General features: G+C 58.4%; 24 protein-coding genes. 23 read left to right on the forward strand and 1 reads right to left on the reverse strand.

The window, feature by feature from the left end:
* Positions 1–8: 8 nt before the first annotated feature.
* From BLP45_RS03285 to BLP45_RS15060, 11 genes are all read left to right on the forward strand, one after another.
* Positions 9–2,264 carry a methyl-accepting chemotaxis protein gene (locus BLP45_RS03285; protein ID WP_090369738.1) on the forward strand — a complete coding sequence of 752 codons (2,256 nt, stop codon included), beginning with the start codon at positions 9–11 and terminating at the stop codon, positions 2,262–2,264.
* Positions 2,265–2,296: 32 nt separating this feature from the next.
* Positions 2,297–3,169, forward strand: coding sequence for a CheR family methyltransferase (locus BLP45_RS03290; protein ID WP_090369739.1), 873 nt, complete (start codon positions 2,297–2,299; stop codon positions 3,167–3,169).
* Entirely contained in the window at positions 3,162–3,773 is a 612-nt protein-coding gene (cheD, locus tag BLP45_RS03295) for a chemoreceptor glutamine deamidase CheD (protein WP_090369741.1), read from the forward strand. The genes BLP45_RS03290 and cheD overlap by 8 nt, the downstream gene beginning before the upstream one ends.
* A gap of 9 nt (positions 3,774–3,782) precedes the next feature.
* A complete protein-coding gene (locus BLP45_RS03300) occupies positions 3,783–4,907 on the forward strand; it encodes a protein-glutamate methylesterase/protein-glutamine glutaminase (protein WP_090369743.1) in 1,125 nt (374 codons plus the stop codon).
* Positions 4,908–5,277: 370 nt separating this feature from the next.
* Positions 5,278–6,450, forward strand: coding sequence for a flagellin (locus tag BLP45_RS03305; RefSeq protein WP_090369744.1), 1,173 nt, complete (start codon positions 5,278–5,280; stop codon positions 6,448–6,450).
* Positions 6,451–6,566: 116 nt separating this feature from the next.
* The gene (locus tag BLP45_RS03310; protein WP_090369746.1) at positions 6,567–6,893 is read left to right on the forward strand and encodes a flagellar protein FlaG; all 327 of its coding nucleotides are present in this window, start codon (positions 6,567–6,569) and stop codon (positions 6,891–6,893) included.
* 120 nt (positions 6,894–7,013) lie between these two features.
* On the forward strand, positions 7,014–9,026 hold the full coding sequence (fliD, locus tag BLP45_RS03315; protein WP_090369748.1) for a flagellar filament capping protein FliD: 2,013 nt from the start codon (positions 7,014–7,016) through the stop codon (positions 9,024–9,026).
* Positions 9,027–9,036: 10 nt separating this feature from the next.
* Positions 9,037–9,498, forward strand: a complete 462-nt coding sequence (gene fliS, locus BLP45_RS03320) for a flagellar export chaperone FliS (RefSeq protein WP_090369750.1) — start codon at positions 9,037–9,039, stop codon at positions 9,496–9,498.
* 4 nt (positions 9,499–9,502) lie between these two features.
* Positions 9,503–9,853 (forward strand): flagellar protein FliT, encoded by a 351-nt coding sequence (locus BLP45_RS03325; protein ID WP_090369752.1) that lies wholly within the window; start codon positions 9,503–9,505, stop codon positions 9,851–9,853.
* Positions 9,854–10,021: 168 nt separating this feature from the next.
* Entirely contained in the window at positions 10,022–11,092 is a 1,071-nt protein-coding gene (locus BLP45_RS03330; protein WP_090369754.1) for a flagellar hook-length control protein FliK, read from the forward strand.
* Positions 11,079–11,486, forward strand: a complete 408-nt coding sequence (locus BLP45_RS15060) for an EscU/YscU/HrcU family type III secretion system export apparatus switch protein (protein ID WP_090369758.1) — start codon at positions 11,079–11,081, stop codon at positions 11,484–11,486. Before BLP45_RS03330 ends, BLP45_RS15060 begins: the two co-directional genes overlap by 14 nt.
* 276 nt (positions 11,487–11,762) lie before the next feature.
* Here the strand turns inward: BLP45_RS15060 and fliE are convergent, their stop codons facing one another.
* Entirely contained in the window at positions 11,763–12,107 is a 345-nt protein-coding gene (gene fliE, locus BLP45_RS03340; protein ID WP_090369760.1) for a flagellar hook-basal body complex protein FliE, read from the reverse strand.
* A gap of 221 nt (positions 12,108–12,328) precedes the next feature.
* On the opposite strand from fliE, the gene fliF reads away from it, so the two are divergent.
* From fliF to fliQ, 12 genes are all read left to right on the forward strand, one after another.
* Positions 12,329–14,044, forward strand: coding sequence for a flagellar basal-body MS-ring/collar protein FliF (gene fliF, locus BLP45_RS03345; RefSeq protein WP_090369762.1), 1,716 nt, complete (start codon positions 12,329–12,331; stop codon positions 14,042–14,044).
* The gene (fliG, locus tag BLP45_RS03350) at positions 14,037–15,035 is read left to right on the forward strand and encodes a flagellar motor switch protein FliG (protein ID WP_090369764.1); all 999 of its coding nucleotides are present in this window, start codon (positions 14,037–14,039) and stop codon (positions 15,033–15,035) included. Before fliF ends, fliG begins: the two co-directional genes overlap by 8 nt.
* A gap of 54 nt (positions 15,036–15,089) precedes the next feature.
* Positions 15,090–15,812 carry a flagellar assembly protein FliH gene (locus BLP45_RS03355; protein WP_090370042.1) on the forward strand — a complete coding sequence of 241 codons (723 nt, stop codon included), beginning with the start codon at positions 15,090–15,092 and terminating at the stop codon, positions 15,810–15,812.
* Positions 15,813–15,847: 35 nt separating this feature from the next.
* Positions 15,848–17,278, forward strand: coding sequence for a flagellar protein export ATPase FliI (fliI, locus tag BLP45_RS03360; protein ID WP_090369766.1), 1,431 nt, complete (start codon positions 15,848–15,850; stop codon positions 17,276–17,278).
* A 25-nt stretch (positions 17,279–17,303) separates the two neighbouring features.
* Positions 17,304–17,753, forward strand: a complete 450-nt coding sequence (gene fliJ / locus BLP45_RS03365; RefSeq protein WP_090369768.1) for a flagellar export protein FliJ — start codon at positions 17,304–17,306, stop codon at positions 17,751–17,753.
* A gap of 82 nt (positions 17,754–17,835) precedes the next feature.
* Positions 17,836–19,407, forward strand: coding sequence for a flagellar hook-length control protein FliK (locus BLP45_RS03370; RefSeq protein ID WP_090369770.1), 1,572 nt, complete (start codon positions 17,836–17,838; stop codon positions 19,405–19,407).
* Between the two features lie 284 nt (positions 19,408–19,691).
* Positions 19,692–20,195 carry a flagellar basal body-associated protein FliL gene (gene fliL, locus BLP45_RS03375; protein WP_090369772.1) on the forward strand — a complete coding sequence of 168 codons (504 nt, stop codon included), beginning with the start codon at positions 19,692–19,694 and terminating at the stop codon, positions 20,193–20,195.
* 4 nt (positions 20,196–20,199) lie between these two features.
* The gene (gene fliM / locus BLP45_RS03380; protein ID WP_090369774.1) at positions 20,200–21,174 is read left to right on the forward strand and encodes a flagellar motor switch protein FliM; all 975 of its coding nucleotides are present in this window, start codon (positions 20,200–20,202) and stop codon (positions 21,172–21,174) included.
* Between the two features lie 183 nt (positions 21,175–21,357).
* On the forward strand, positions 21,358–21,753 hold the full coding sequence (fliN, locus tag BLP45_RS03385; RefSeq protein ID WP_090370044.1) for a flagellar motor switch protein FliN: 396 nt from the start codon (positions 21,358–21,360) through the stop codon (positions 21,751–21,753).
* Positions 21,754–21,815: 62 nt separating this feature from the next.
* On the forward strand, positions 21,816–22,328 hold the full coding sequence (fliO, locus tag BLP45_RS14870) for a flagellar biosynthetic protein FliO (RefSeq protein WP_256327656.1): 513 nt from the start codon (positions 21,816–21,818) through the stop codon (positions 22,326–22,328).
* The gene (fliP, locus tag BLP45_RS03395; protein WP_090369776.1) at positions 22,318–23,112 is read left to right on the forward strand and encodes a flagellar type III secretion system pore protein FliP; all 795 of its coding nucleotides are present in this window, start codon (positions 22,318–22,320) and stop codon (positions 23,110–23,112) included. Before fliO ends, fliP begins: the two co-directional genes overlap by 11 nt.
* Positions 23,113–23,182: 70 nt before the next feature.
* Positions 23,183–23,452 carry a flagellar biosynthesis protein FliQ gene (gene fliQ, locus BLP45_RS03400; RefSeq protein WP_090369778.1) on the forward strand — a complete coding sequence of 90 codons (270 nt, stop codon included), beginning with the start codon at positions 23,183–23,185 and terminating at the stop codon, positions 23,450–23,452.
* The last annotated feature ends 7 nt before the right edge of the window (positions 23,453–23,459 follow it).

Below are 23,459 nucleotides of genomic sequence, written 5' to 3' on the forward strand. Positions count from 1 at the left end.
AGAATCCAATGTTCAAAAATCTGACCATTAAATCGCAACTGATTGTTATCTCCAGCGTGTCATCGTTGCTACTCATCGCAATTGGTAGCTACGGTTTTTATGGAGTGAAGCAATCGAACAGCAAACTGCAATCCGTTTATGTGGATCGTACTGTACCCCTGTCGGATATCGCGTTAATTCTGGATCGTGCCCAGCGTTCGCGCCTCAATGCCGTGATTGCTTCCAGTTACACGGATATCGAGGAAGCGAAAAAGCGGGCTTCGATGACTGTACAGCGGGATTCGGAAATCGGCGAGAGTATGAAAAAATATCTGACGACGACGCTGACACCTGAAGAGAAGGCATTGATTGATCGATTCGAGGAGCAATGGAAGGCATATCAAGCGATACGGGATGTCGTCCTCACCCAGGCCGTCCAGGGAAATTTCGTGGCTGCAAAAGAACTCATGGTGAAAGACGGCACCCCAAAGTTTGATGCCGTACACGAAACCATCTTCAAGCTGGTCGAATTGCAGGCACGGGTTGCCGCGGAAGAATATGCACAGGCACAAAGCGATTCCATCACCATTTCCACTGTCATGGTTACCGTGATTGCACTGGGTGTTCTGCTGGTGATTGTCTTGAGTACGCTATTGATCAAAAGCGTCATGCAGTCAATACGCTCCGCTGTGAAAACAATGGAAGAAGTTGCCGTCGGCCACCTGGATACTAAAATCGACACCACAAGCAGGAACGAGTTGTCGGAATTGTCCCGCTCGATGCAAAAAATGGTGACAACGTTGAAAGATTTTCTTGCTGAACAGCACCAAATGCGGAAGCAGCATGATGCCGGCCTGATCAGCCACCGTATTCCAGCTGATAAATTTTCAGGAAGTTACGCGGAAGTGGCCAAAGCGACCAATGATCTCGTTGCTGCGCATATTGCTGTCAAGATGCAGGTAGTGGATGTGGTTGCACGCTATGGCCGTGGCGACTTGTCGGTGGACATGGAGCGCCTTCCGGGCGAGAAAGCCAGGATCACCGAGGCCATGGACGGGCTCAAGGCCAGCTTGCAGGCGATCAGCAGTGAAATCAGAATCCAGGTGGAAGGGGCGGTGGCCGGCGATTTCAGCCGACGTTGCGATGCAACAAAGTATCAGTATGAATTCAAGCAAATGGTTGATGGACTGAATCAATTGATGCAGGTCAACGAAACCAGCCTCAGTGAGGTTGTTCGGGTGCTGGGCGCATTAGCGAAAGGAGACCTGACAGAAAAAATTATCAACGGCTATCAAGGCATGTTTGGGAAGCTGAAAGACGACGCGAACACGACGGTCACGCAACTCAACCAGATCATGGCCCAGATCAACGAAGCAACCGAGTCGATCGCTACCGCGTCGAAGGAAATCGCACAGGGCAACACCGACCTGTCGCAGCGCACGGAAGAACAGGCGGCCAGCCTGCAAGAGACGGCAAGTTCCATGGAAGAGCTGACCAGCACGGTACAGCAAAACGCGGAGAACGCAAAGCAAGCCAACCAGCTCGCGGCGTCGGCCTCCGAAGTGGCGGTCAAGGGAGGCCAGGTGGTGGATCAGGTGGTGGACACCATGGGCGCGATCAACGAGGCCTCGAAGAAGATCGTCGACATCATCAGCGTCATCGACGGCATTGCGTTCCAGACCAATATCCTGGCGTTGAATGCAGCAGTCGAGGCTGCGCGTGCCGGGGAGCAGGGCCGCGGCTTTGCGGTGGTGGCGTCGGAAGTGAGAAACCTGGCGCAAAGGAGCGCGGAAGCGGCCAAGGAGATCAAGACGTTGATCGGCAATTCAGTCGAGCAAGTCGATTCCGGCACCAAGCTCGTTGACCAGGCAGGCAAGACGATGGAGGAAATCGTCGGCTCGATCAAGCGTGTGACCGACATCATGGCCGAGATCACGGCGGCGAGCCATGAGCAGAGCGCGGGAATCGAGCAAGTGAACCAGGCAATCGGGCAGATGGACCAGGTGACGCAGCAGAACGCGGCGCTGGTCGAAGAAGCGGCGGCCGCGGCCGAATCGCTGCAGGAGCAGGCGGAGGCTCTCAGCGGCGCCGTAGGAGCCTTCCGGTTGGAGCAAACGCAATTAACGGCTGCGGTAGAGCGGCGTGGACCAAACCGGCCCGATAACGTCGAACGTTTGGTGAGAGGCGGCACACCCGGCAAAGCCGGGGCGCGGCCCGCGCTCGCCAAGCCCTCTGTGATGCGCAAGGCCAGGACCGGGACAGATGAGGATTGGTCCGAGTTTTGACGCGCTTGATAAAGGGGCGCGGGACTGGAAATATGGCCAACCTAATGGAAGCCGCAGAACGCAAGACGCGCGAATATGATTTTACTAATGAGGATTTCGAGCGTGTTAGAAAGCTGATTTACGAGCACGCCGGCATCTCGCTATCCGCCAGCAAGCAGGACATGGTCTACAGCCGGCTTGCGCGGCGCCTGCGAGAAAAGGGCCTGACGAGGTTTGCTGATTACCTGCGGCAGTTGGAAGCGGGCGATACGAACGAGTGGCAGGCATTCACCAATGCCCTGACCACCAACCTTACCTCCTTCTACCGGGAAGCGCATCATTTCCCGATACTTGCTGAACATCTGATGCGTCGACGGCGCGCAGGCGGCGGCCCGTTTACGGTCTGGTGCTGTGCCGCGTCAACGGGTGAAGAACCCTACACGATCGCGATGGCCGCCATTGAGGCGTTGAACGACAGCGCGCCGCCGGTGCGTATCCTCGCCACTGACGTGGATACCAACGTGCTGGCGAAGGCCGATGCGGGTATCTACGACATCGAACGGATCGAGTCGCTCGCGCCGGAGCGTGCGCGGCGCTTTTTTCTGCGCGGCGATGGCAGCCGCGCCGGCAACGTTAAGGTACGTCCCGAGCTACGCAAGTTGATCACGTTCGGACGCCTCAATCTGCTAGATACGCAATGGCCGGTGCGGGGGCCATTCGACGTCATCATGTGCCGTAACGTAATGATCTACTTCGATAAGGACACGCAGCGCCGGATACTCGAGAAATTCGCGCCGCTATTGAGAAGTGATGGCTTGCTGTTTGCCGGACATTCGGAAAGTTTCCTTCAGAGCGCCGACCTGTTCAAGCTGCGCGGTAAGACGGTATACGGGCTGGCGGCAAAGGCGCAGGTGCGGCATGGCTGAACGCGGCGACGGGCCGCTGGCCACCCATCTGTATTTTGACCGCAAATACAAGACGGAAGCGGTCAGGGTGTTACCCGGTGAATACTACGCGACGAGCCGCGACATGCTGCTGGCAACAGTGCTTGGTTCGTGTGTGACCGCCTGCATACGCGACAAGCAAAACGGTATCGGGGGCATGAACCACTTTATGCTGCCCCGTGGCTGCATAGACGAAAACGATCCGTCAAGCATGCCGGCGCGTTATGGAATCTATGCGATGGAAATATTGATCAACCAGGTCATCAAGATAGGTGCGCGGCGCGCCAATCTCGAGGCTAAAGTCTTTGGCGGAGGCAACGTGCTGCCCGGGTTGGTCGAAGTGAACGTCGGCGAACGCAATGCCGAGTTCGTATTAAATTTTCTGGAAACCGAAAGCATTCCCGTTGTTGCCCACGATCTGGTGGATATCTATCCGCGCAAGGTCTATTACTTTCCCAGCACCGGCAAGGCGTTAGTAAAAAAACTGCGCGATCTCCCCAACAGCGCGATCGTCGAGCGTGAAAAAGACTTTGGCTCGAACCTGTCAAAAGCCCGCGTCAGCGGGGATATTGAGCTGTTCAGTTGAGGCACCGGTATGCCAACTCCAACAGACGCCAATATTCCCATCAAGCCAATTAAAGTTTTGATCATAGACGATTCGGCGTTGATTCGTAAAATGCTGAGCAAGATTATTGACGCCCAGCCGGATATGCGGGTGGTGGGAACCGCCGGCGACCCCATTGCCGCGCGCGAAATGATCCGCAATCTCGAACCCGACGTACTGACGCTCGATGTTGAGATGCCAAAAATGGATGGTCTCGATTTTCTCGAGCGACTGATGCGTCTGCGGCCAATACCGGTCATCATGGTATCGACATTGACGCAACGTGGTTCGGAGGTGGCATTGCATGCGCTCGAGCTCGGGGCGGTCGATTTCGTCTCCAAGCCCCAGCTTGATATCGTTACCGGGCTACAGGATTATGCGCTTGAGATTACCGGCAAAATTCGCGCCGCGTCGACTGCCCGTATCCGGAAGCGCCCGGCAGCCGCAATCGGGCCGAAGCAAAAAATCGAAGCGCTGCTGCCGAAGCTGGCCAATCACATGGCGTTGACGGAGAAGCTGATCGTCATTGGCGCATCGACAGGCGGCACCGAAGCAATCAAGGACGTATTGATGCAGATGCCGCCCGACTGTCCTGCGATTCTGATCACCCAGCACATGCCTGAGGGATTTACCAAATTGTTCGCAGCACGGCTGGACAGCCTGTGCCGGATCCGCGTCAAAGAAGCCGAGCACGGCGAGCGGGCAGTCCCGGGCCATGCCTACATTGCGCCCGGCGGCCGGCACCTTTCAGTGCGCAAGAGCGCCGCGAACTATGTCGTCACGCTCTCCGACGACCCGCCGGTGCACCATCACCGTCCTTCGGTCGAGGTGCTGTTTCGCTCGGCCGCCCAACACGTGGGCGCCAATGCAATTGGTATCATGCTGACCGGCATGGGCAAGGATGGCGCGACAGCAATGCTTGACATGAAACATGCGGGTGCCCGGAACATTGCACAGGACGAAGCGACGTGTGTGGTATTCGGCATGCCAAAGGAAGCAATTGCCGCTGGTGGAGTTCACGAGGAGTTGCCGCTAGGCGCCATTGCGGGTCGTGTCCTCGCCCTGCTCAACGCTGGCATGGCGGCTGCGCGACGGCGCAGTAACGCGGTTTCGTAAATTCCATCCCTCCGGTGTTGTTACTATTGTAAATGACATTTGAATTGCTGGAACAAGCCCTCATCAAGTCCCCCTATCAGCAATCTAAGCCCGGATATACCGTGTGGATTCCCCGTTAATCGGCGGATAACATGTCCTGCTCCCCGCTTATCATAACAGTCCGGCCATTTGTCCAGCCCTACGGGGGCGACAGAAGATGGAAATACTATCCAATTCGAGCTGCGCAAAAATCCCGGCGAACCGATTAAATTTATCTCCTGGGCCGCCGTTAATCATCATAACAGCGGTTGATCGGCTACAAACAAAACAGGTTGATCAAAGTTGACAGCTGTAGGGTGTCATTCCATCAAATTTAATCAAGGAGATTCAAATGGCTGCAGTAATTAATACCAACGTCGTTTCGCTCAATGCGCAACGCAATCTTAACAGTTCGCAGGGCGCGCTTGCGACCAGCCTGCAACGCCTGTCCTCGGGGCTGCGCATCAACAGCGCCAAGGATGACGCCGCGGGACTGGCGATTTCCGAGCGTATGTCTTCCCAGATCCGCGGCCTCAACCAGGCGGTTCGCAACGCGAACGACGGCATCTCGATGTCGCAAACCGCCGAGGGCGCGCTGGGAGAAGTCGGCAACAATCTGCAACGTATCCGCGAATTGGCGGTGCAATCGCGCAATGCGAGCAACAGCGCAAGCGACCGTACCGCGCTCAACAACGAAGTCCAGCAGCTCAAGGATGAAATCGACCGGGTCGCTTCAACGACCGCATTCAATGGCATCAATCTGCTCGATGGCAGTTTTACCAACCAGGCATTCCAGATCGGCGCCAACGTCGGCGAAACCATCAGTATCAGCAGCCTGGTCAATGCACAGACCACATCCTTGGGCACCACCACCACCTATGCAACCAGCGTGGTCGGCGTCGCCCCCGGCGCGGCGCTCGCCTCGCCGGCGGATGATATCGCCGCGGGTGCTCTGGAAATCAATGGTGTTGCCGTGGGCGCCATTACCGCCGTTGCCGGCGCTGTTCCTCAAGGAACCGCCGTCGCGGCAGCCATCAACGCGATAACCGGCAGCACCGGCGTTACCGCCACAGTGGGCGGCACCGGTGCGCTGACGCTGACCAGCACGTCAAGTGCCGGCATCGACGTGGAGTTTGTCGGCGCCTCCGCCACCACGGCGCGAACCGGGCTGACCGACGCCACGACCGCCGCAACAGCCACCGTTGTCGCCGGCTTCACCTCGTTGGCGATAGATACTACCGCAGGCGCCGATACCGCCATCGCCTCGATGGACGCGGCATTGAGCGCGCTCAACGCGGGCCGGGCTGACCTGGGCGCGTATCAGAACCGTTTTTCGTCAGCCGTCTCGAACCTGCAAACCACCGCCGAGAATCTGACAGCATCCCGCAGCCGTATCGTGGATGCCGATTTCGCGGCCGAAACGGCTACGCTGTCCCGGAACCAGGTATTGCAACAGGCGGGTACGGCGATGCTGGCCCAGGCCAATGCAATGCCGCAATCGGTGCTGGCCTTGCTGAGAGGTTAATCAGGGTAACTGGCCAGGAGCCAGCTGCCATGGACGAACCCGGGGCGATCCCCCGGGTTCAAATTTTGCAGTTTAACCCGGATTATCTGGATTTTAACCGTTGAAGGGAGTCTGCGATGCGAATTGAACAGCCTGGCAACGGCAACCAGGCGGCGGCCACAGGCCAAAGCACGCCAGCGCCGAGGGTTACCCCGGTAGCGGATGGCGCACTAATTGTCCCAAAGCCGGAATCGGTACCGCGCACGCCGGCGGCGCAACAAATCAGCCAGCCGATCAGGTCGACGCTGGAGTTCAGCATCGACCCCGATACCGGGAGAGCCGTGGTGAAGATCATCGACAGCGCGACTCGCGACCTGGTGCGGCAGATTCCCATGGAAGAGATGCTGGTCCTGGCCAAATCGCTCGACCAGTTAAAAGGTTTGCTGCTGCATACAAAAGCTTGACCGGCATGGAGCAAGGGTCCGGTGGAACATCGCCAACAGTCCTACAGGTATCAACGCATACAGGGCATCAGGCGGAATACAGGAAGTACAGGAAATATCAGGAAGATAAGGGAGAAAGACATGGGTATATCCGCGCCGGGCGTCGGTTCGAATCTCGATGTGAATGGCATCGTTAGCCAGTTGATGGCAGTGGAACGCCGGCCGCTTACACTACTGGCGCAGCGTGAAGCGGATTTCCAGGCGAAGCTCTCCGCTTTCGGGACGTTGAAGGGCGCCCTGTCGGCGTTCCAGACAGCAATGCAGGGGCTGGCCGATGGGACAAAGTTTCAGGCTGGTACGGCCAGTGCGGCGGACGTATCCGTATTGACCGCAGCCGCCAGCGGCAAGGTGGTGCCGGGCAGCTACTCGGTGGAAGTGCAGCAACTGGCGCAACAGCAGAAAATCCATTCCGACGGTTTCGCCAGCACCTCCAGCGCGGTCGGCAGCGGTACCCTGACAATTCAGTATGGCACTTACGATAGCGGCGCCAACACCTTTACCCTGAACAGTGAAAAATCCGCGCAGACCGTGACCATTGATCCGTCGAGCAATACGCTTTCCGGCGTGCGCGACGCGATCAATGCGGCGAATATCGGCATTAGCGCGACGATCATCAATGACGGCACCAGCGATCGGCTGGTTGTCACCGGCAAGGATACCGGCGCTGCCAACAGCTTCAGAATTACCGCCAGCGACGACGATGGCGCCAACCTGGATACAGCCGGGCTGTCGCGCATCGCCTTCGATCCGACAGCAGCCGTGGGTTCCGGCAAGAACCTCACCCAAGTGCAGACGGCACAGGATGCCAAGCTCGAGATCGATGGGATTGCCATCAGCAAGCTCTCGAACACGATTACCGATGCGATCGAGGGAGTCACGCTCAATCTGCTCAAGACCAATACCGGCAGCCCGACCATGCTTAACGTGGCGCGCGACAGCGCCGGGGTCAAGGCTTCGGTAGAGGCCTTCGTCAAGTCATTCAATAGCGTCAATCAGACGCTTACGAGTCTCAGTGCCTATAACGCGGCAACCGGCCAAGGCGCGATACTGCAGGGCGATTCGGCGACCATGTCTATCCAGTCCTGGATCCGCAGTACACTTTCGGCTTCCGTGAGCGGCATTTCCGATAGCGCCAGCAGCATCACTTCATTGTCGCAAATCGGCGTCGCCTTTCAGAAGGATGGCACACTGGCGCTGGATTCCGTCAAGCTGCAAACGGCGCTAGATAATAATTTTGACGATATTGCCGGCCTGTTCGCCGTGCGCGGCAAGCCAACAGATGGCCTGATCGCCTATAGTGGCTCGACGGATAAAACGGCAGTTGGAAGCTATGCAGTCACGGTAACGCAACTGGCAACGCAGGCCAGCCTCACTGGCAGTCAGGCAGCGGGACTGACCATTACCGCCGGCGTCAACGATCAATTGAATATCAGTGCGGATGGGGTGGTGGCTAGCGTCACACTTGCCGCCGGAACTTATGCATCGGCCGATGCGCTGGCTGCGGAGGTGCAAAGCAAGCTGAACGGTGCTGCCAGCCTGGCGGACGCAGGTATCTCGGTCCTGGTTTCACAGGCTGCCGGCGTGCTCAGCATTACATCCGCGACGTACGGCCCAACCTCCGGCGTCGCCATCATCGGCGGCAACGGAGCCAGCGATCTGATGGGAGCGAGTCCGGTATCGACGACCGGAGTGGATGTGGCCGGCACCATCAATGGCGTGGCAGCCACCGGAGTAGGCCAGGTGCTTACCGCCGCCGTCGGCGATGCGGCTGAAGGTTTGAGTCTCGCCGTCAATGGCGGCCTGCCTGGCGCTCGCGGCACGGTGGCCTTCTCGCGTGGTTACGCCGACCGCCTGGACAAGCTGATGGAAGATTTACTGACGAGCGATGGCATTATCGCCGGCCGCACCGACGGCATCACCGCCAGTATCGAGGATATCGACCGCCGCCAGGAAGATTTCAGCCGGCGCCTGACCGCCATCGAGGCCCGCTATCGGGCGCAGTTTACCGCTTTGGACGTGATGCTCAGCAGCCTGACCCAGACCAGTGAGTTTTTCCAGCAGCAATTGGATGCTCTGCAGAAGAATAATTCTTAAAGGACGTGATATGTATACCGCATCCCCCCATTACGGCGCAAACGCCTACGCCCGCGTCGGCCTCGAAACCGGCGTCGTTGCAGCCAACCCGCACAAGCTTATCCTGATGCTGTTCGAGGGTGCGAAGGTCGCATTGTCGCTGGCTCTCATCCATATGAAAAATGGTGAGATCACCGCCAAGGGACAGGCCATTTCCAAGGCGATTACGATTATCAGCTCCGGTCTGCGGGCCAGCCTCGACGTTGAGGCCGGGGGTGAGCTGGCACAGCAGTTGAGCGCGCTCTACGAGTATATGAGCCGCCGCCTGCTGCTGGCCAACCTGCATGGCAAACCCGAATACATCGAGGAAGTGGCGCGCCTGCTTGGCGAATTGAGCGAAGCATGGGAAGCGATCGGGTCTTCCACTCCGCCCGGCGATGGTCGCTCCGGCCCATCGGACTCTGCAATGGCCTCCGGCTACGGAAGAGCGTGAGCCGATGAACAGCATGGAAACTCTCGCCGTATATCGATCCATTTCCAACATCACAGGAGAAATGGCCGGAGCGGCCCGAGCCGGCGAGTGGGAAAAGCTGACTGCACTTGAGCGGCATTGCGCCGCTCTGGTGGCGCAATTCGAGGCGGTGGAACCCGTGCGGCTGACGCTGACAAGCGATGTGCTACGGCAGAAAGTCGAACTGATTCACAAGATTCTGGCCGACGATGCGGAAATACGCCGCCACGCCGAGCCCTGGATGGAACGTGTGCAAACGTTGCTTGGCAATGCGGGCATGGAGCGCCGCCTGCGCCGGGCGTATGACCCAGACGCCGGGGGCGGCGCCAGCGCATGACTGCCTGACCAGCCACCAGACCGTCCAGTGAATGAATCGTTTCAAATCACGCTATCTCCTGTCTCTTCTGCAGCCGATTTCCTTTAAACCCGGCAGGCTGCCAGGTTAAAGGGTTGAGGAGGGCTGTCGGGGGAAGGCGGCGGAGCGGGTGAGGGATGGAGGAACTCAATGTTTGGGCTCAACGCGTTAAATGCATTAGCCCGCGTCTACCCGAGCCTGGCGCTGACCCATCGCCGACCAGGTGAAGCGCAATTCCTGGCGGGGCTGGAACCGGGGCAGCACCTGCGAGCAACGGTGCAGGCCAATCTGGCCGGTGATGAATTTATGGTGTCCCTGCATCTGCCGCAAACGGGGAAGGAAAATGGGCAGATGCTGCACATGAAGCTGCCCGCAAGCGTCCGTGCAGGCGACCTGTTGAACCTGGTTTTTATTTCCCGGGAACCGAGGCCGACCTTCGCGCTCATGGCCGGCGCACCACCAGCAGAGGCTTCCCCGTTGTTAAGCGAGACGGGCCGCTTCCTCGACAGTCTGCTGCGGCGGCCGGTGTTTCAAGGTGGCTCCGCTATGTTACAGGGCGCGATTCCCTCCCATTTTCCTTTGCTTGCCGCTCCACCTGTCGATGGCGTCGAACTGGCACAGAGCCTGGGGCGCGCATTTGGCCGAAGCGGCCTGTTTTACGAAGCCCACCAGGCGCAGTGGATTTCCGGCGCCAAACCGGTAATAGAATTGCTGCTGGAGCCACAGGCGCGCCTGTCCGGGCTCCCTGTTCCGGCTTCGGCCGTGCTCGCGGATTTTGGCGCCGAGCCGGGCGCGACAGTGCCGGCAAACAATGCCGGCACTGGGGCCTATGCGCCGGTTCATCCCGATGCCCTGCCTTTGGTGCGGCAACAGCTGGAAGTCCTTGAGACAAGGCATTTGGCCTGGCAGGGTATGGCATGGCCGGGGCAGCCCATCGTGTGGGAGGTAGACGAAGAAGCGCCGCAACTGGCGAAAGAGCAGGAAGCGGCCGGGCAGCCATGCGGTATCTGGCGGACCTGCTTGAGCCTGACCTTGCCGAACCTGGGGCAAGTTGCCGCCAGGCTGCGGCTGGGCGCGGGCGGCGTGGAGGTACGCGTCACCGTGGCGGAGCCGGCGGCCGCGGCCGTCCTGCGCGCCAGCGCCATCCCTCTGGCGAATGGGATGGAGTCGGCCGGAATCAGATTGCTGGGCATAGGAGTGGAACTTGATGAGAAAGCCTGATCCGCGCGAGGTTGCCGTGGCGCTGGCCTACCGTGCAGCGCAGGCGGCTCCGCAAGTCGTCGCCAAGGGCCGCGGCCTGATCGCCGAGACCATTATCAGCGAGGCAAGGGCCCACGGCATTTACGTGCACAAATCGGCGGAGCTTGTTTCGCTGCTGATGCAGGTGGATCTGGATCAACATATTCCGCCACAACTTTACCGGGCGGTCGCAGAGGTGCTTGCCTGGCTCTACAAGCTGGAAGCAGGCGCGGCACTTCCGCTCCCGGCTTCGGCGAATCCCACGCAGTCAAGGGAGCAGGGCATGCCCGCGCTGCTTACGCAATTCGGTGTGTCACCGACAAAATCGGCGAACGGAAAAACGATGGTGGCGCCAGATGATGATAACTCCATATAGCCGCCGCTGTGGACGATTCGCCCCGAACCGAAATATTGTTGATTGTGAATAGAGTATCTACAAAGCTTCATCATTCCCGCGAAAGCGGGAACCAGACCCTGGCTGGAACAAGCCGTCATTCTGTAGTGGGTGAATTCGGGGCAACCGAGAACCCATGGATTTCCGCTTTCGCGGGAATGACAGGGTAAAGGGGAAGTAGGTGTAGGGAATGTGCCTGCATAAAAAAAATCAAAAATATCGTTGTTGACAGCGAACAGAGTATCTACCGAGAACCCCTTACACCGGCATGTTCATGATGTCCTGATATGCCATGACAAGTTTGTTGCGCACCTGCACGGTGTACTGGAGTGAGATAGTCGCCTTCTGCATCGAGATCATTGTCTCGGTCAGGTTTGCGCCCGGCGCGCCGATTTCGAAATCCCGCATAAGCTTGGCGGCGTGCTGCTGGGAGTTGTCAACCTGATTCAGGGAATTCTTGAGCACGGTGGTGAAATCGACACCTTCGCTTCCATAATTCTCCCCGGCATTCGATGGTGTCGCGACGGGCCCGCCCTTGCCGGCGGCGATCGCCGCTCCTGCTCTCAATTGGGCAAGCATTCCATCTATTTTCGATACATCCATGCTATCTCCGCTGCGATGTCTTCTGGGTATGCGCAAGATAGCACCGTCGAGTTTCAGTCCGTGTCCTGAAATGAGCGGAAAACTTGCCTCTTTTCGCTGCTTTGAATCTCCCGCGGATATTGATAATGCTGTCATTCATCAAAAATATGAAAACGCAGGTATCCGGTGACAATCGCAAAAAGTACTTTATCGATGCATGGTGAATCACTAGGGAGGCATTAATGCCGGCAGGCGCGGAAGCGGTTGCGGTAAGCGGACCGCAGAATCTAATCGATCCGCAGGGTTTGCTGAGCCGGATATCCGGCCAGCCAAAGATGGGCCTGATGCTGGCTGCGTCCGCCATCATTGCCTTGCTTGCGGGTGGCTGGATGTGGAGCCAGGCTCCTGATTACAGGGTACTGTTCAGCAATGTGTCGGACCGCGATGGAGGCGCGATCGTCGCATCCCTGCAACAAATGAACGTGCCGTACAAGTTTGCCGAAGGCGGTGGGGCAATCCTCGTACCTGCCAGCGAGGTGCACGATGCGCGTCTCAAGCTCGCTTCGCAGGGATTGCCGAAGGGCGGCCTGGTGGGCTTCGAGTTGATGGAAAACCAGAAGTTCGGTACCAGCCAGTTTTTGGAACAGGTGAATTTCCAGCGCGCGCTGGAAGGCGAACTTGCCCGCTCGGTGCAGGCACTGGCGGCAGTGAGCGGCGCCAGGGTCCACCTGGCCATGGCCAAGCAATCCGTGTTCATGCGCGAACAACAGAAGCCTAGCGCCTCGGTGCTGGTAAATCTCTACCCCGGCCGCTCACTCGATCCGCAGCAGGTGAACGGGATCGTACATCTGGTTTCCAGCAGCGTCCCGAATCTGCCCATCAAAAACGTCACGGTGGTGGACCAGAGCGGCAATCTTTTAAGCAAGACCGATGAATCCAACCCCAGCGCCGGCCTGGACCCCAACCAGTTGAAGTACTTGCAGGCGCTGGAGCAGAGTTATGTGAAACGTATCGAGGCGATCCTGATCCCTATTGTCGGACCGGAGAACGTGCGCGCGCAGGTCGCGGCGGACGTGGACTTCGCGCATTCGGAGCAGATGGACGAGCTCTACAAGCCGAACCAGAATCCGGAAAATTCCGCGGTGCGCAGCCAGCAGACGTCTGAATCGAGCACTGTAGCCGGCTATGGCGAGGGCGGCGTGCCGGGAGCGCTTTCCAATCAGCCCCCGCTGCCGGCAACGGCCCCCATCACGACCGCGCCTCCCAGTCAGCCTCCCGCACCCGGCGTGCCTGGTACACCTGACCCGGCCGGCGCGGAGCCTGCCATACCGGCGAAGCCGCCCACCAATACGCGCAAGGACGCTACCATCAACTATGAGGTCGACAAAACCATTCAACATGTGCGCAGGCCGGTGGGTGGAGTCAAGCGGCTGTCGGTGGCGGTAGTGGTCAACCACCGCAAGGTAACCGATGCGAATGGGGTGGTCAGCACTCAGCCGCTGGGCGAAACGGAAAGAGCCCAGATCACGGACCTGGTAAAAGAGGCCATGGGTTTCAATCGGGAGCGCGGCGATTCATTGAACGTGGTCAACAGCCCGTTCACGGATATGGAGAGAGAAGCCGTGCCGGATCTGCCCCTGTGGCGGCAACCGGAAGTGATCGAGCTTGCCAAGCAGATTGCAAAAACATTGCTGGTCGGCGCCCTGATTCTGTACCTGGTGTTGGGCGTCCTGCGCCCAATGCTGAAGCGCATGAATCAGCCGCCCGAGAGTTCATCGTTGCTGGCGGGAAACAGCGAGGATCAATCCTTGCAGCCAATACCCGCACCGCAGCAAACGCCGCAGCTTCCCGAGCATGATCATAATTATGATCAGAGGCTTGCGCTGGCCCGGCAATTGGCACGGGACGATCCCAAAATGGTGGCAAGCGTGATCAAGCAATGGGTCAGCCATGAATGAACTAGGCATCAACAAGAGTGCAATTCTGCTCCTGTCGTTGGGTGAGGATGAGGCGGTGCGGGTGCTCAGGCATCTCACCCCCCGAGAAGTGCAGAAGATCGGCACAGCCATGGCAAAGCTCAAGAACCTGAGCCAGGAGCAGGTCAATAGCGTAATCAGCGAGTTCTGGAGCCAGCCCAAAGACAAGACTACCGCCCTTGCCATTGATGCGGAGAGTTATGCGCGTTCGGTGCTGCATAAAGCCCTGGGCGAGGACAAGTCCGCAGATATTATCAGCCGTATTCTGGAAGGCAGCGACACCAGCGGCATCGAGGGACTCAAATGGATCGATTCGCCCTCGGTGGCGGAGCTGATCAAAAGTGAGCATCCGCAGATCATCGCCACCATCCTGGTTTATCTTGACCGCGATCAGGCAAGCGACATTCTCGGACAGCTCCCCGAGCAACTGCGCAACGACGTACTGCTGCGTATTGCCACGCTTGAGGGGATCCAGCCCTCGGCCTTGCGGGAACTCAACGATGTGCTGACCGACCTGTTGTCGGGTAGCGAAAATATCAACAAAAGCCCGGTGGGCGGTATCCGGACGGCGGCGGAAATCATTAATTTCATGGGCAGCTCGGCCGAAACTTCCGTACTTGACAACTTGCGCGAATTCGATCCGGAGCTTGCACAGAAAATAATGGACCAGATGATCGTATTCGAAAACCTGATGGATATCGACGACCGCGGCATTCAGCTGGTGCTGCGCGAAGTCCAGTCGGATTCGCTTATCGTGGCATTGAAAGGGGCTGCGGAAGAAGTACGAGAAAAAATATTCAAAAACATGTCGAGCCGGGCGTCGGAAATGTTGCGCGAAGATCTGGAGGCGATGGGCCCAGTGAGGGTGAGCGAGGTGGAGGTCCAGCAGAAGCAGATATTGCAGGTCGTCCGGCGGCTCTCCGACGAGGGTGCCATCGCGTTCCGCGGCAAAGGCGAAGAAAGTTACGTTTAACGACGATCCCCCAACCTTTCGCTCCCTCCGGGATGCGAAATGACACAGGAAAACATGACTAGTCAGATTATTCCCAGAGCGCGTCTCGCCACCTATCACCGTTGGGAGATGGGTGCTTTCGAACAAGCCGGCAAGATGCATGGGTCCAAGCCGCGCAAGGGCGATGAGGATGAGGCCGCCACCGCCGTCATTCTACCGACCGTCGAGCAAATCGAGCGAATACATCAGGAGGCCCACCAGGAGGGCCAAGCCGCGGGATACGAGGCCGGATACGCAGCCGGCTACGAGGCTGGGCATGCGGCTGGGCAGGAGGCTGGCTGCAAGGCCGGCCAGGAACGCGGCGCGGCAGCCTCCGCGAAATTGCAAGACTTGGTCAGCGGTTTTCAGCGGGCCCTGGCAGACGCGGACCAGGCGATCGGTAACGATCTGCTTGCCCTGGCTCTTGATCTCGCCAGGCAAATGGTACGCGAGGCGTTACGCGTGAAGCCAGAACTCGTGCTCGCGGTGGTGCGCGAAAGTATCCGGTGCGAGTCCACATTCAGCCAGCCGCCACAATTGACCCTGCACCCGGAAGATGCTGCCCTGGTACGAGAACATTTGAACCACGAACTCAACGACTGCACGATTCGTACTGATCCCCACCTGGAGCGCGGCGGCTGCCGCGTCAAGGTAGGCAGCAGCCAGGTCGATGCCAGCCTCGCGACGCGCTGGCAGCGCATCGGCCAGGCGTTCGGGCAGAATAGCCGCTGGCTGGACGATTCCGAACCCGGCAGCTGACCACTTATCTTTCAGCACATTTCAGGATGAACACGATGCAGGCTCCTGCTCATACCGATACCAACTCCCATTTGGGCCAGTGGCGGGGTTTTCTCAAAGATTGTGGCGCTGTGGCCGCTGCGGGTGATCCTTTTCAGCATTCGGGAAGCCTTACTCGCGTTACGGGACTGGTGATGGAAGCCGTGGGGCTCAAGCTTGCGGTAGGCAGCGGCTGCACCGTGCTGATGCCCAATGGCAACAGGGTGGAGGCAGAGGTGGTGGGTTTTCACGGGGACCGGCTTTACCTGATGCCAACCAATGACGTATTTGGCCTGACTCCGGGTGCCAAGGTGATTCCATGGGAGCACACCGCCAACTCCGCGCCGGTTGTATCCGGCAAAGGCTCGCGCCGCCGCCGCGCGTCGGACCGGGTCAGGCATTTTCCGGTGGGAGAGGAGCTGCTGGGGCGGGTGCTTGACGGTGTGGGCCGCCCGCTGGACGGGCTCGGGCCGCTGAATGTCGAGCGCGACGCGCCACTTGTGAACCAGTCATTCAATCCGCTCGATCGGGAACCAATCAATCAGATACTGGATGTCGGAGTTCGCGCCATCAATGCGCTGCTGACTGTAGGACGTGGTCAACGCATGGGCCTGTTTGCCGGCTCCGGGGTAGGGAAGAGCGTCCTGCTCGGCATGATGGCGCGCTATACCAGCGCCGATGTGATCGTGGTCGGACTAATTGGCGAGCGGGGCCGCGAGGTCAAGGAATTCATCGAACAGATCCTGGGCCCGGAAGGAATGGCGCGCTCGGTGGTGGTCGCCGCCCCAGCCGATACATGGCCCCTGATGCGATTGCAGGGCGCTTCCTACGCTACTTCCATCGCCGAGTATTTTCGCGACCGGGGAAAAAACGTTTTGCTGATCATGGATTCGCTGACGCGCTACGCCATGGCGCAGCGAGAAATCGCACTGGCTATCGGAGAGCCGCCCGCCACCAAGGGGTATCCGCCCTCGGTGTTCGCCAAGCTGCCGCAGCTGGTGGAGCGCGCCGGAAATGGCGTCAAGGGCGGCGGCTCGATCACCGCGTTCTACACGGTCCTGACCGAAGGGGACGACCAGCAGGACCCGATCGCGGACTCGGCGCGCGCCATCCTTGATGGCCACGTCGTGTTGTCGCGCCAGCTCGCGGAAAGCGGCCATTACCCGGCTATCGACATTGAAGCATCCATCAGCCGTGCCATGTCCGGCCTGATCTCGCCTGAATACTTTGAGCAGGTGCGCGGCTTCAAGCAGCTCTATTCACGCTATCAGCGCTCGCGCGATCTGATCAGCGTCGGCGCCTACTCGCACGGGAGCGATCCGCTGCTGGATCGGGCGATCGTGTTGCACCCCCGATTGGAGGAGTTTCTCCAGCAGGGGATGTTCGAGCGCGCCGGCCATGCGGACAGCGCCGCGAAGTTGGGTGCGCTGCTGGCTCTCACGATATAGCTGGAATCTGACGAGACCTAAAAAAATGACAAAAAACTCTGCTCTGGACACGCTGCTCGAAGTGGCGCAAACGCGAACCGACGATGCGGCAAAACGCCTGGGCGCGCTGAATGCGCAAGGCCTGGATATGGAAGCCAGGCTCGCCTTGCTGGTCCAGTATTGGCACGAGTATTGCGATCGCTTCCAGGCCTCGATGCAGCGTGGGCTGACTGCGTCCGACTGGCGTAATTATCAGGAATTCCTCAATAAGCTCGATGCAGCCATCGTCCAGCAACGCGAGGTCTTGGCTTCCACACGGCGTCGTGTCGAAGCTGGCCAGGTTGCATGGCAGTCGGCCAGACGCACCCTCAAGTCCTATGATACTTTGGCACAACGCCACATGCGTGCGGATTTGCTGCACCTGGCAAGGCGCGAACAGAAAGAAACGGACGAGCATGTGGGGAATACGGCCGCGCGCCAGGATCCCTCACGCTAAGAGTGTCTATCCATCATAAACCTGGCACAACTGATCACTAAGCTGACCACCGCTGAACACCAAGCCGAGCACTGAGACAATCATGCAAAATATCCCCTTGTTACAAAATCCGTCAAACAATTTTTCGCCCTCCCCAATCAAACACACCATATCCAGCGGTGATGCCGACGGAGACGTACAACGCGGCAATGCCAGCTTCGACAAAGTGTTGGCGGACGAAATGAATGGCAGGTACGAGGCGGCCGAGGCCACACCGGCGAATACGGGCGCTACGTCAAATACAGCGCCAAGTAAACTCCCGGAAAATACGGGAGCTACCGTCGAGGATCTGAAGGATTTGAAAGATTCGGGAGGCTTGAAAGATTCCATAGATTTGAAGGATATGGATTTGGCGGGATTAGAGGAGCTGGAGAATTTGGTGGATGTGAAGGGCACGGAGACGCAGGAAAAAGCGGAAACGAAATCCGATATCGCCACCATTACCATAATTGCCACTACGCCCCAGCTCACGGAACTTACGGGCATGCTCCCCGGGCTGAGCGTGGCGCATCATCCCTCAATCAGGATCGCAGCCGGGAACCCAACGGAGACCTCGGCGGAAGAGCGGATTGGAGTCCCGCCCGAGCCCGGAGCCGAGGCCCGTATTGATGTCGGAAGGAATATTCCTGCCGCTGCCGGAGTGGATGTCTCTCGCAATGCCCTGGCTGATGCCGGAGTAGATGCCAGAGCAGATGTGCCACAGGCGGAATCGGCCACTGCCGCTGGCCAGCAAGCCGCCATCGCGGTCATACAGTCCGGCCTGGTTAGTGCACTCGCAGGCAAAGCCGGAACTGGCGCTCAGGGGGCGATAACACCCGCGTTAGCCGGCGATCTGAAGTCCCGGACTGCGGCCACTTTGGCAGCTGCCGCGGTTGCGCCAATGCGAGGGAAGCACGCTGCCGTTACCAAGGATATCCAGGATGAGACAGCGACCAAGCTGACGTTGAGTGCCACGCAGAGCGCGGCGCGACAGGTGGAATTCAGTTCGCCGGATTTCAGCGTGCCGGGACAAGGCGAGAAATGCGAAAAATCCTTGCTGGAACTGGCGACGCCCAAGGAGGTACACATCCCGGGTCTCGTCAATGTGTCCGCAGCTCTGGCAGTTTTCGCACCGGAGCAAGGTGCCGTACCTGCCGCCGCCGGCGCACCCGTCCATACCGCGCTATGGCTGGAGCCCCGTATCGGCGCTGCCGGGTGGGATAATGCCCTGGGTCAGAAAATCCTGTGGATGGTTTCCAATCAGCAGCAGGTGGCCGAGCTGAACCTCGACCCGCCTGATCTGGGGCCCTTGCAAGTGATTCTGTCCATCACGGATGATCAGGCCAGCGCGACATTTGTGTCGCAGCATGCCGACGTGCGTCAGGCATTGGAAGCTGCGCTGCCGCGGCTCAAGGAAATGATGGCGGAGAGTGGAATCAGTTTGGGCAACACGACTGTCAGCGCCGATACGCCTCAACAGCAGGGGGGGTTCGAGCGGCAACACCATGCGGACACGCCCCGGCGCAGCGGCGGAGACGCAATCGGGGCGTCAGAGATCAAAAGTACCAAAAGCACCACTATCGGCATGGGTTATATCGATACCGGCAGAAGCAGGCTGGTGGATACATTTGCCTGAGCGGTCACCCAGCCCGTTCAATTCACCTGAAAAGTAGCGGCCATTGCCGGGCAACCAGCCCGCCGACCGGCAACAGGCAAAATCAGTTTTTATCCGCAATAGGCAACGATGGGTCAATTGCGATCGTTTGCGGCGTTTCGCCTGCTCTCCAATTCCTTTCGCACGGATGGCGTCATGCCCCGGCTCAAGTTCCGAGATAGCCACTTTTTCCCCCTCTGTTTGCGGCATCATCAGCTTCCAATCGGCTTGATAATTCGCATCAATACTTCCTAACAGGATACGTCATGGCAAGCAAGGCAAATATGCAAGGTAATAGGGAAAATAAGGTATCCAATATTGCAGGGGCAGCCGATCAGAAATCGCGGGGCGGGAAGCTGACGCTGATAATCATTTCCGCCATGCTGTTGCTCGGGGCCGGAGGCGGGGGTACGGCCTGGTATCTGGGCCAGACGCAGGATGGGGTAAAACAGAAGTCACCGGCTTTTTTGAGCTTGGAGACGTTCACCGTGAACCTTCAATCGGAACACGGCGACCAGCATTTACAGACCAACCTGACCTTGAAGATGGCGGACGCCGAAGCGGCGGAGCTGATCAAATTGCATATGCCGGAAGTGCGGAACCGCGTCCTGTTGCTGCTTTCCAGTAAGGCGGCTTCACAGGTCGCTGCCGTTGACGGCAAGAAGAAACTTGCTTCCGAGCTGCTCGCGGAGATAAGGCAGCCATTTAGCGAGAACGCCCCGGAGCATGCGGTGCAAAGTGTACTTTTTACTTCATTCGTGATCCAGTAGAGACATGAGCAACGATTTTCTTTCACAGGAAGAAGTGGACGCCCTGCTTAAGGGGGTTGCCGAGACCGAGTCAGGCAGGAACGTCAATCCACGCTCCGGCTTTCGGCCCTACAATCTTGCGACGCAGGAGCGCATCGTGCGCGGGCGCATGCCGACGCTTGAAATCATCAATGAGCGTTTCGCGCGGCTTTTGCGCTTGGGTTTGTTCAATTTCATGCGCCGTAGCGCAAACGTCACGGTCGGCCCGGTACGAGCAATCAAATTCAGCGAGTTCGTGCGTACCCTGGTAGTGCCGAGCAATCTGAACCTGGTGCACGTCAAGCCGTTGCGTGGTACGTCCCTGTTCGTGTTCGATCCGACGCTGGTGTTCCTGGTGGTGGACAATCTGTTCGGTGGAGACGGGCGGTGTCAACCCCAGGCAGAAAGCCGGGATTTCACCCAGACCGAGCAGCGCATTATCCAGCGCTTGCTCAACCTGGTGTTTGACAGCTACGGCAAGTCCTGGCAGCCGGTCTATCCCATCGAATTCGAGTATGTGCGGGCGGAAACGAACACTCAGTTCGCCAACGTGGCGACGCCCAATGAAGTGGTGATCGCCACCACTTTCGAGGTCAGCTTCGGTTCGGCAGTGGGAGAAATGCACATCTGCATTCCGTACTCCATTCTCGAACCGATCCGCGATCTGCTTTCCAGCAGCATGCAGGGTGAGTCGCTGGAGGTGGACAAACGATGGGTCGGCCGGTTGTCGAAACAGGTGCAGGCGGCCGAGGTAATCATGCTGGTCGACCTGGCCTATGCGCAGGTCACTCTCGATCAGATACTCAATATGCAGGTGGGTGACGTCATTTCCCTGGATATCCCTGAATTTGTGACTGCCAGCGTGGATGGGGTGCCGGTGATGGAATGCCGCTACGGCATATCCAATGGCCAGTATGCTTTACGCATGGAAAAAATGCTTGGTTCCATCAGCAACGAATAAATTCCAACTCCGATAATTGGCTGCTCATTTTTTACTCACTTCTCAGTTCGGCGCCATGATGCACAAATATTATTTGCCTCACCTTATCGCGGGTTCGCTACAACTAGCGGATTGTGAATAATGCCCGTCGAACGCCGCAATCTTTCCGCCCGACCCTTTACGAATCAACCAGAGGAACCGAACATGCCCGCTAAGAAAGCCAATTCCGCCCGTATAACAGAGCAGGAAGCGACCATGGCCAAGCCCGCCGCAGCGGCGGATGTCGCCCCCGCACAGATTTTCGAGCAATTCGCCGGTACGCCGAAGGCCGAAATCCATAACGACATCGAAATGATAATGGACATACCGGTCCAGCTTACCGTGCAGTTGGGACGCACCAAAATTGCCATCAAGAATCTGCTGCAATTGGCGCAAGGCTCGGTGGTGGAACTGGATGGCCTGGCTGGCGAACCGATGGACGTGCTGGTCAATGGTTGTTTGATTGCCCAGGGGGAAGTTGTGGTGGTCAACGAAAAATTTGGCATTCGTCTGACCGATATCATCACGCCCAGCGAGCGAATCCGTAAATTAAACCGGTAAGTTGAATCCCCGGGCATAAAATAGATGAATCACGGTACATCAACGCATTCCTGGCGGCCATCTTGAGTAAGAATGCAATCGCCAGGGATTCATTTCGTCGCGCTAGCGCCCTGCAACGGAAGAACTTTGCGGGACTGTGGCCTTTTTTCACCATCGTATTATTGGGTTGTTCAGTATTGCCGGCCAATGCCGCAACTGCGGCGCCAGCAGCCAGTTCCCCGGTTTCCGATGGAGGCCTGTTCCAGGTCATGCTTGGCCTGGGGCTGGTGCTCGCGGTGATCGCCTGCTCCGCATGGCTACTCAGGCGTTTCGGCGGCATATCGCGAAGTCCTGCCAGCGCGATCAAAGTTATTGGCGGGTCGGCTGTCGGTCAGCGTGAGCGGGTGGTGCTGGTGGAAATTGCCGACACCTGGCTGGTCATCGGCGTCGCGCCTGGTCACATAACCGCGTTGCATACCATGGCCAAGGGGGAGGGGGGGAACGCGGCTCTCGGCGAACAGGTCGCCGATAAGGTTGGTGACGCGGGCTTTTCCGCATGGTTCAGGCGGGTGATGGAGAGGCGGAATGAAAAATAACGGCCTGGGAAATGACAGCCTTCCGCCCACGGTACCCGTGGCATCGCGGGCTGCACTGGCCATCGCACTGCTTGCCACGCCGTTGCTGGCGCTAGCCCAGGCCCAGGCTCCCGGCTTACCCGCGTTCACCAGCACCCCACTTCCCGGCGGCGGACAGAATTATACGCTGAGCCTGCAAACGCTGCTGCTATTGACGGCGCTCTCATTCCTGCCTGCAGCGCTGCTGATGATGACTGGCTTTACCCGCATCATCATCGTGTTTTCGCTGCTGCGCATGGCACTGGGAACCCAGTCCTCACCGCCCAACCAGGTACTCGTCGGGCTTGCGCTGTTTCTTACCTTTTTCGTCATGGGCCCTGTGTTCGACAGGATCTATACCGACGCCTACGAGCCCTTTACCCATAACAAGATAACCCAGGCCCAGGCATTGGAGAGAAGCGCGGCTCCGCTCAAGGCTTTCATGATGAAGCAGACCCGCGAAGCTGATCTGGCGTTATTCGTCAAGCTCTCCGGCGGTCCGCAACTGACTGGCCCGGAGGACGTGCCGTTGCGGGTACTGGTTCCCGCCTTTGCCACCAGCGAACTGAAAACCGCATTCCAGATTGGCTTCGCAGTGTTCATTCCATTTCTAATCATTGACATGGTGGTGGCTTCGGTGCTTATGTCGATGGGTATGATGATGGTATCACCCGCCCTGGTGGCGCTACCGTTCAAGATCATGCTGTTCGTACTGGTGGACGGGTGGCATATGCTGATTGGTTCGCTGGCGGAGAGTTTTTACTAGCTTGGTAGCATGGCGAGGGTGAAAAACCTTTACTCAAGCCATCCTTCATAGATTGACCGAGGAGGAAACGATGACCCCTGAAAGCGTAATGACTCTGGGCCAGAAGGCCATGGAAGTGACCCTGATGGTTTCGGCACCCCTGTTGCTGGTAGCGCTGGCGACCGGCTTGCTGGTAAGCATTTTTCAGGCCGCCACACAGATCAATGAAATGACTTTATCATTCATCCCCAAGCTGGTGGCCCTGTTCGCGACCCTGGTGGTGGCCGGACCCTGGATGCTCTCTGTCATGGTCGATTACATGCGGCAGATACTGGAGGAAATTCCGGCGATGGTGGGATAGCAATCCT

The sequence above is a fragment of the Nitrosospira sp. Nl5 genome, assembly GCF_900102495.1.
Lineage (GTDB): Bacteria > Pseudomonadota > Gammaproteobacteria > Burkholderiales > Nitrosomonadaceae > Nitrosospira.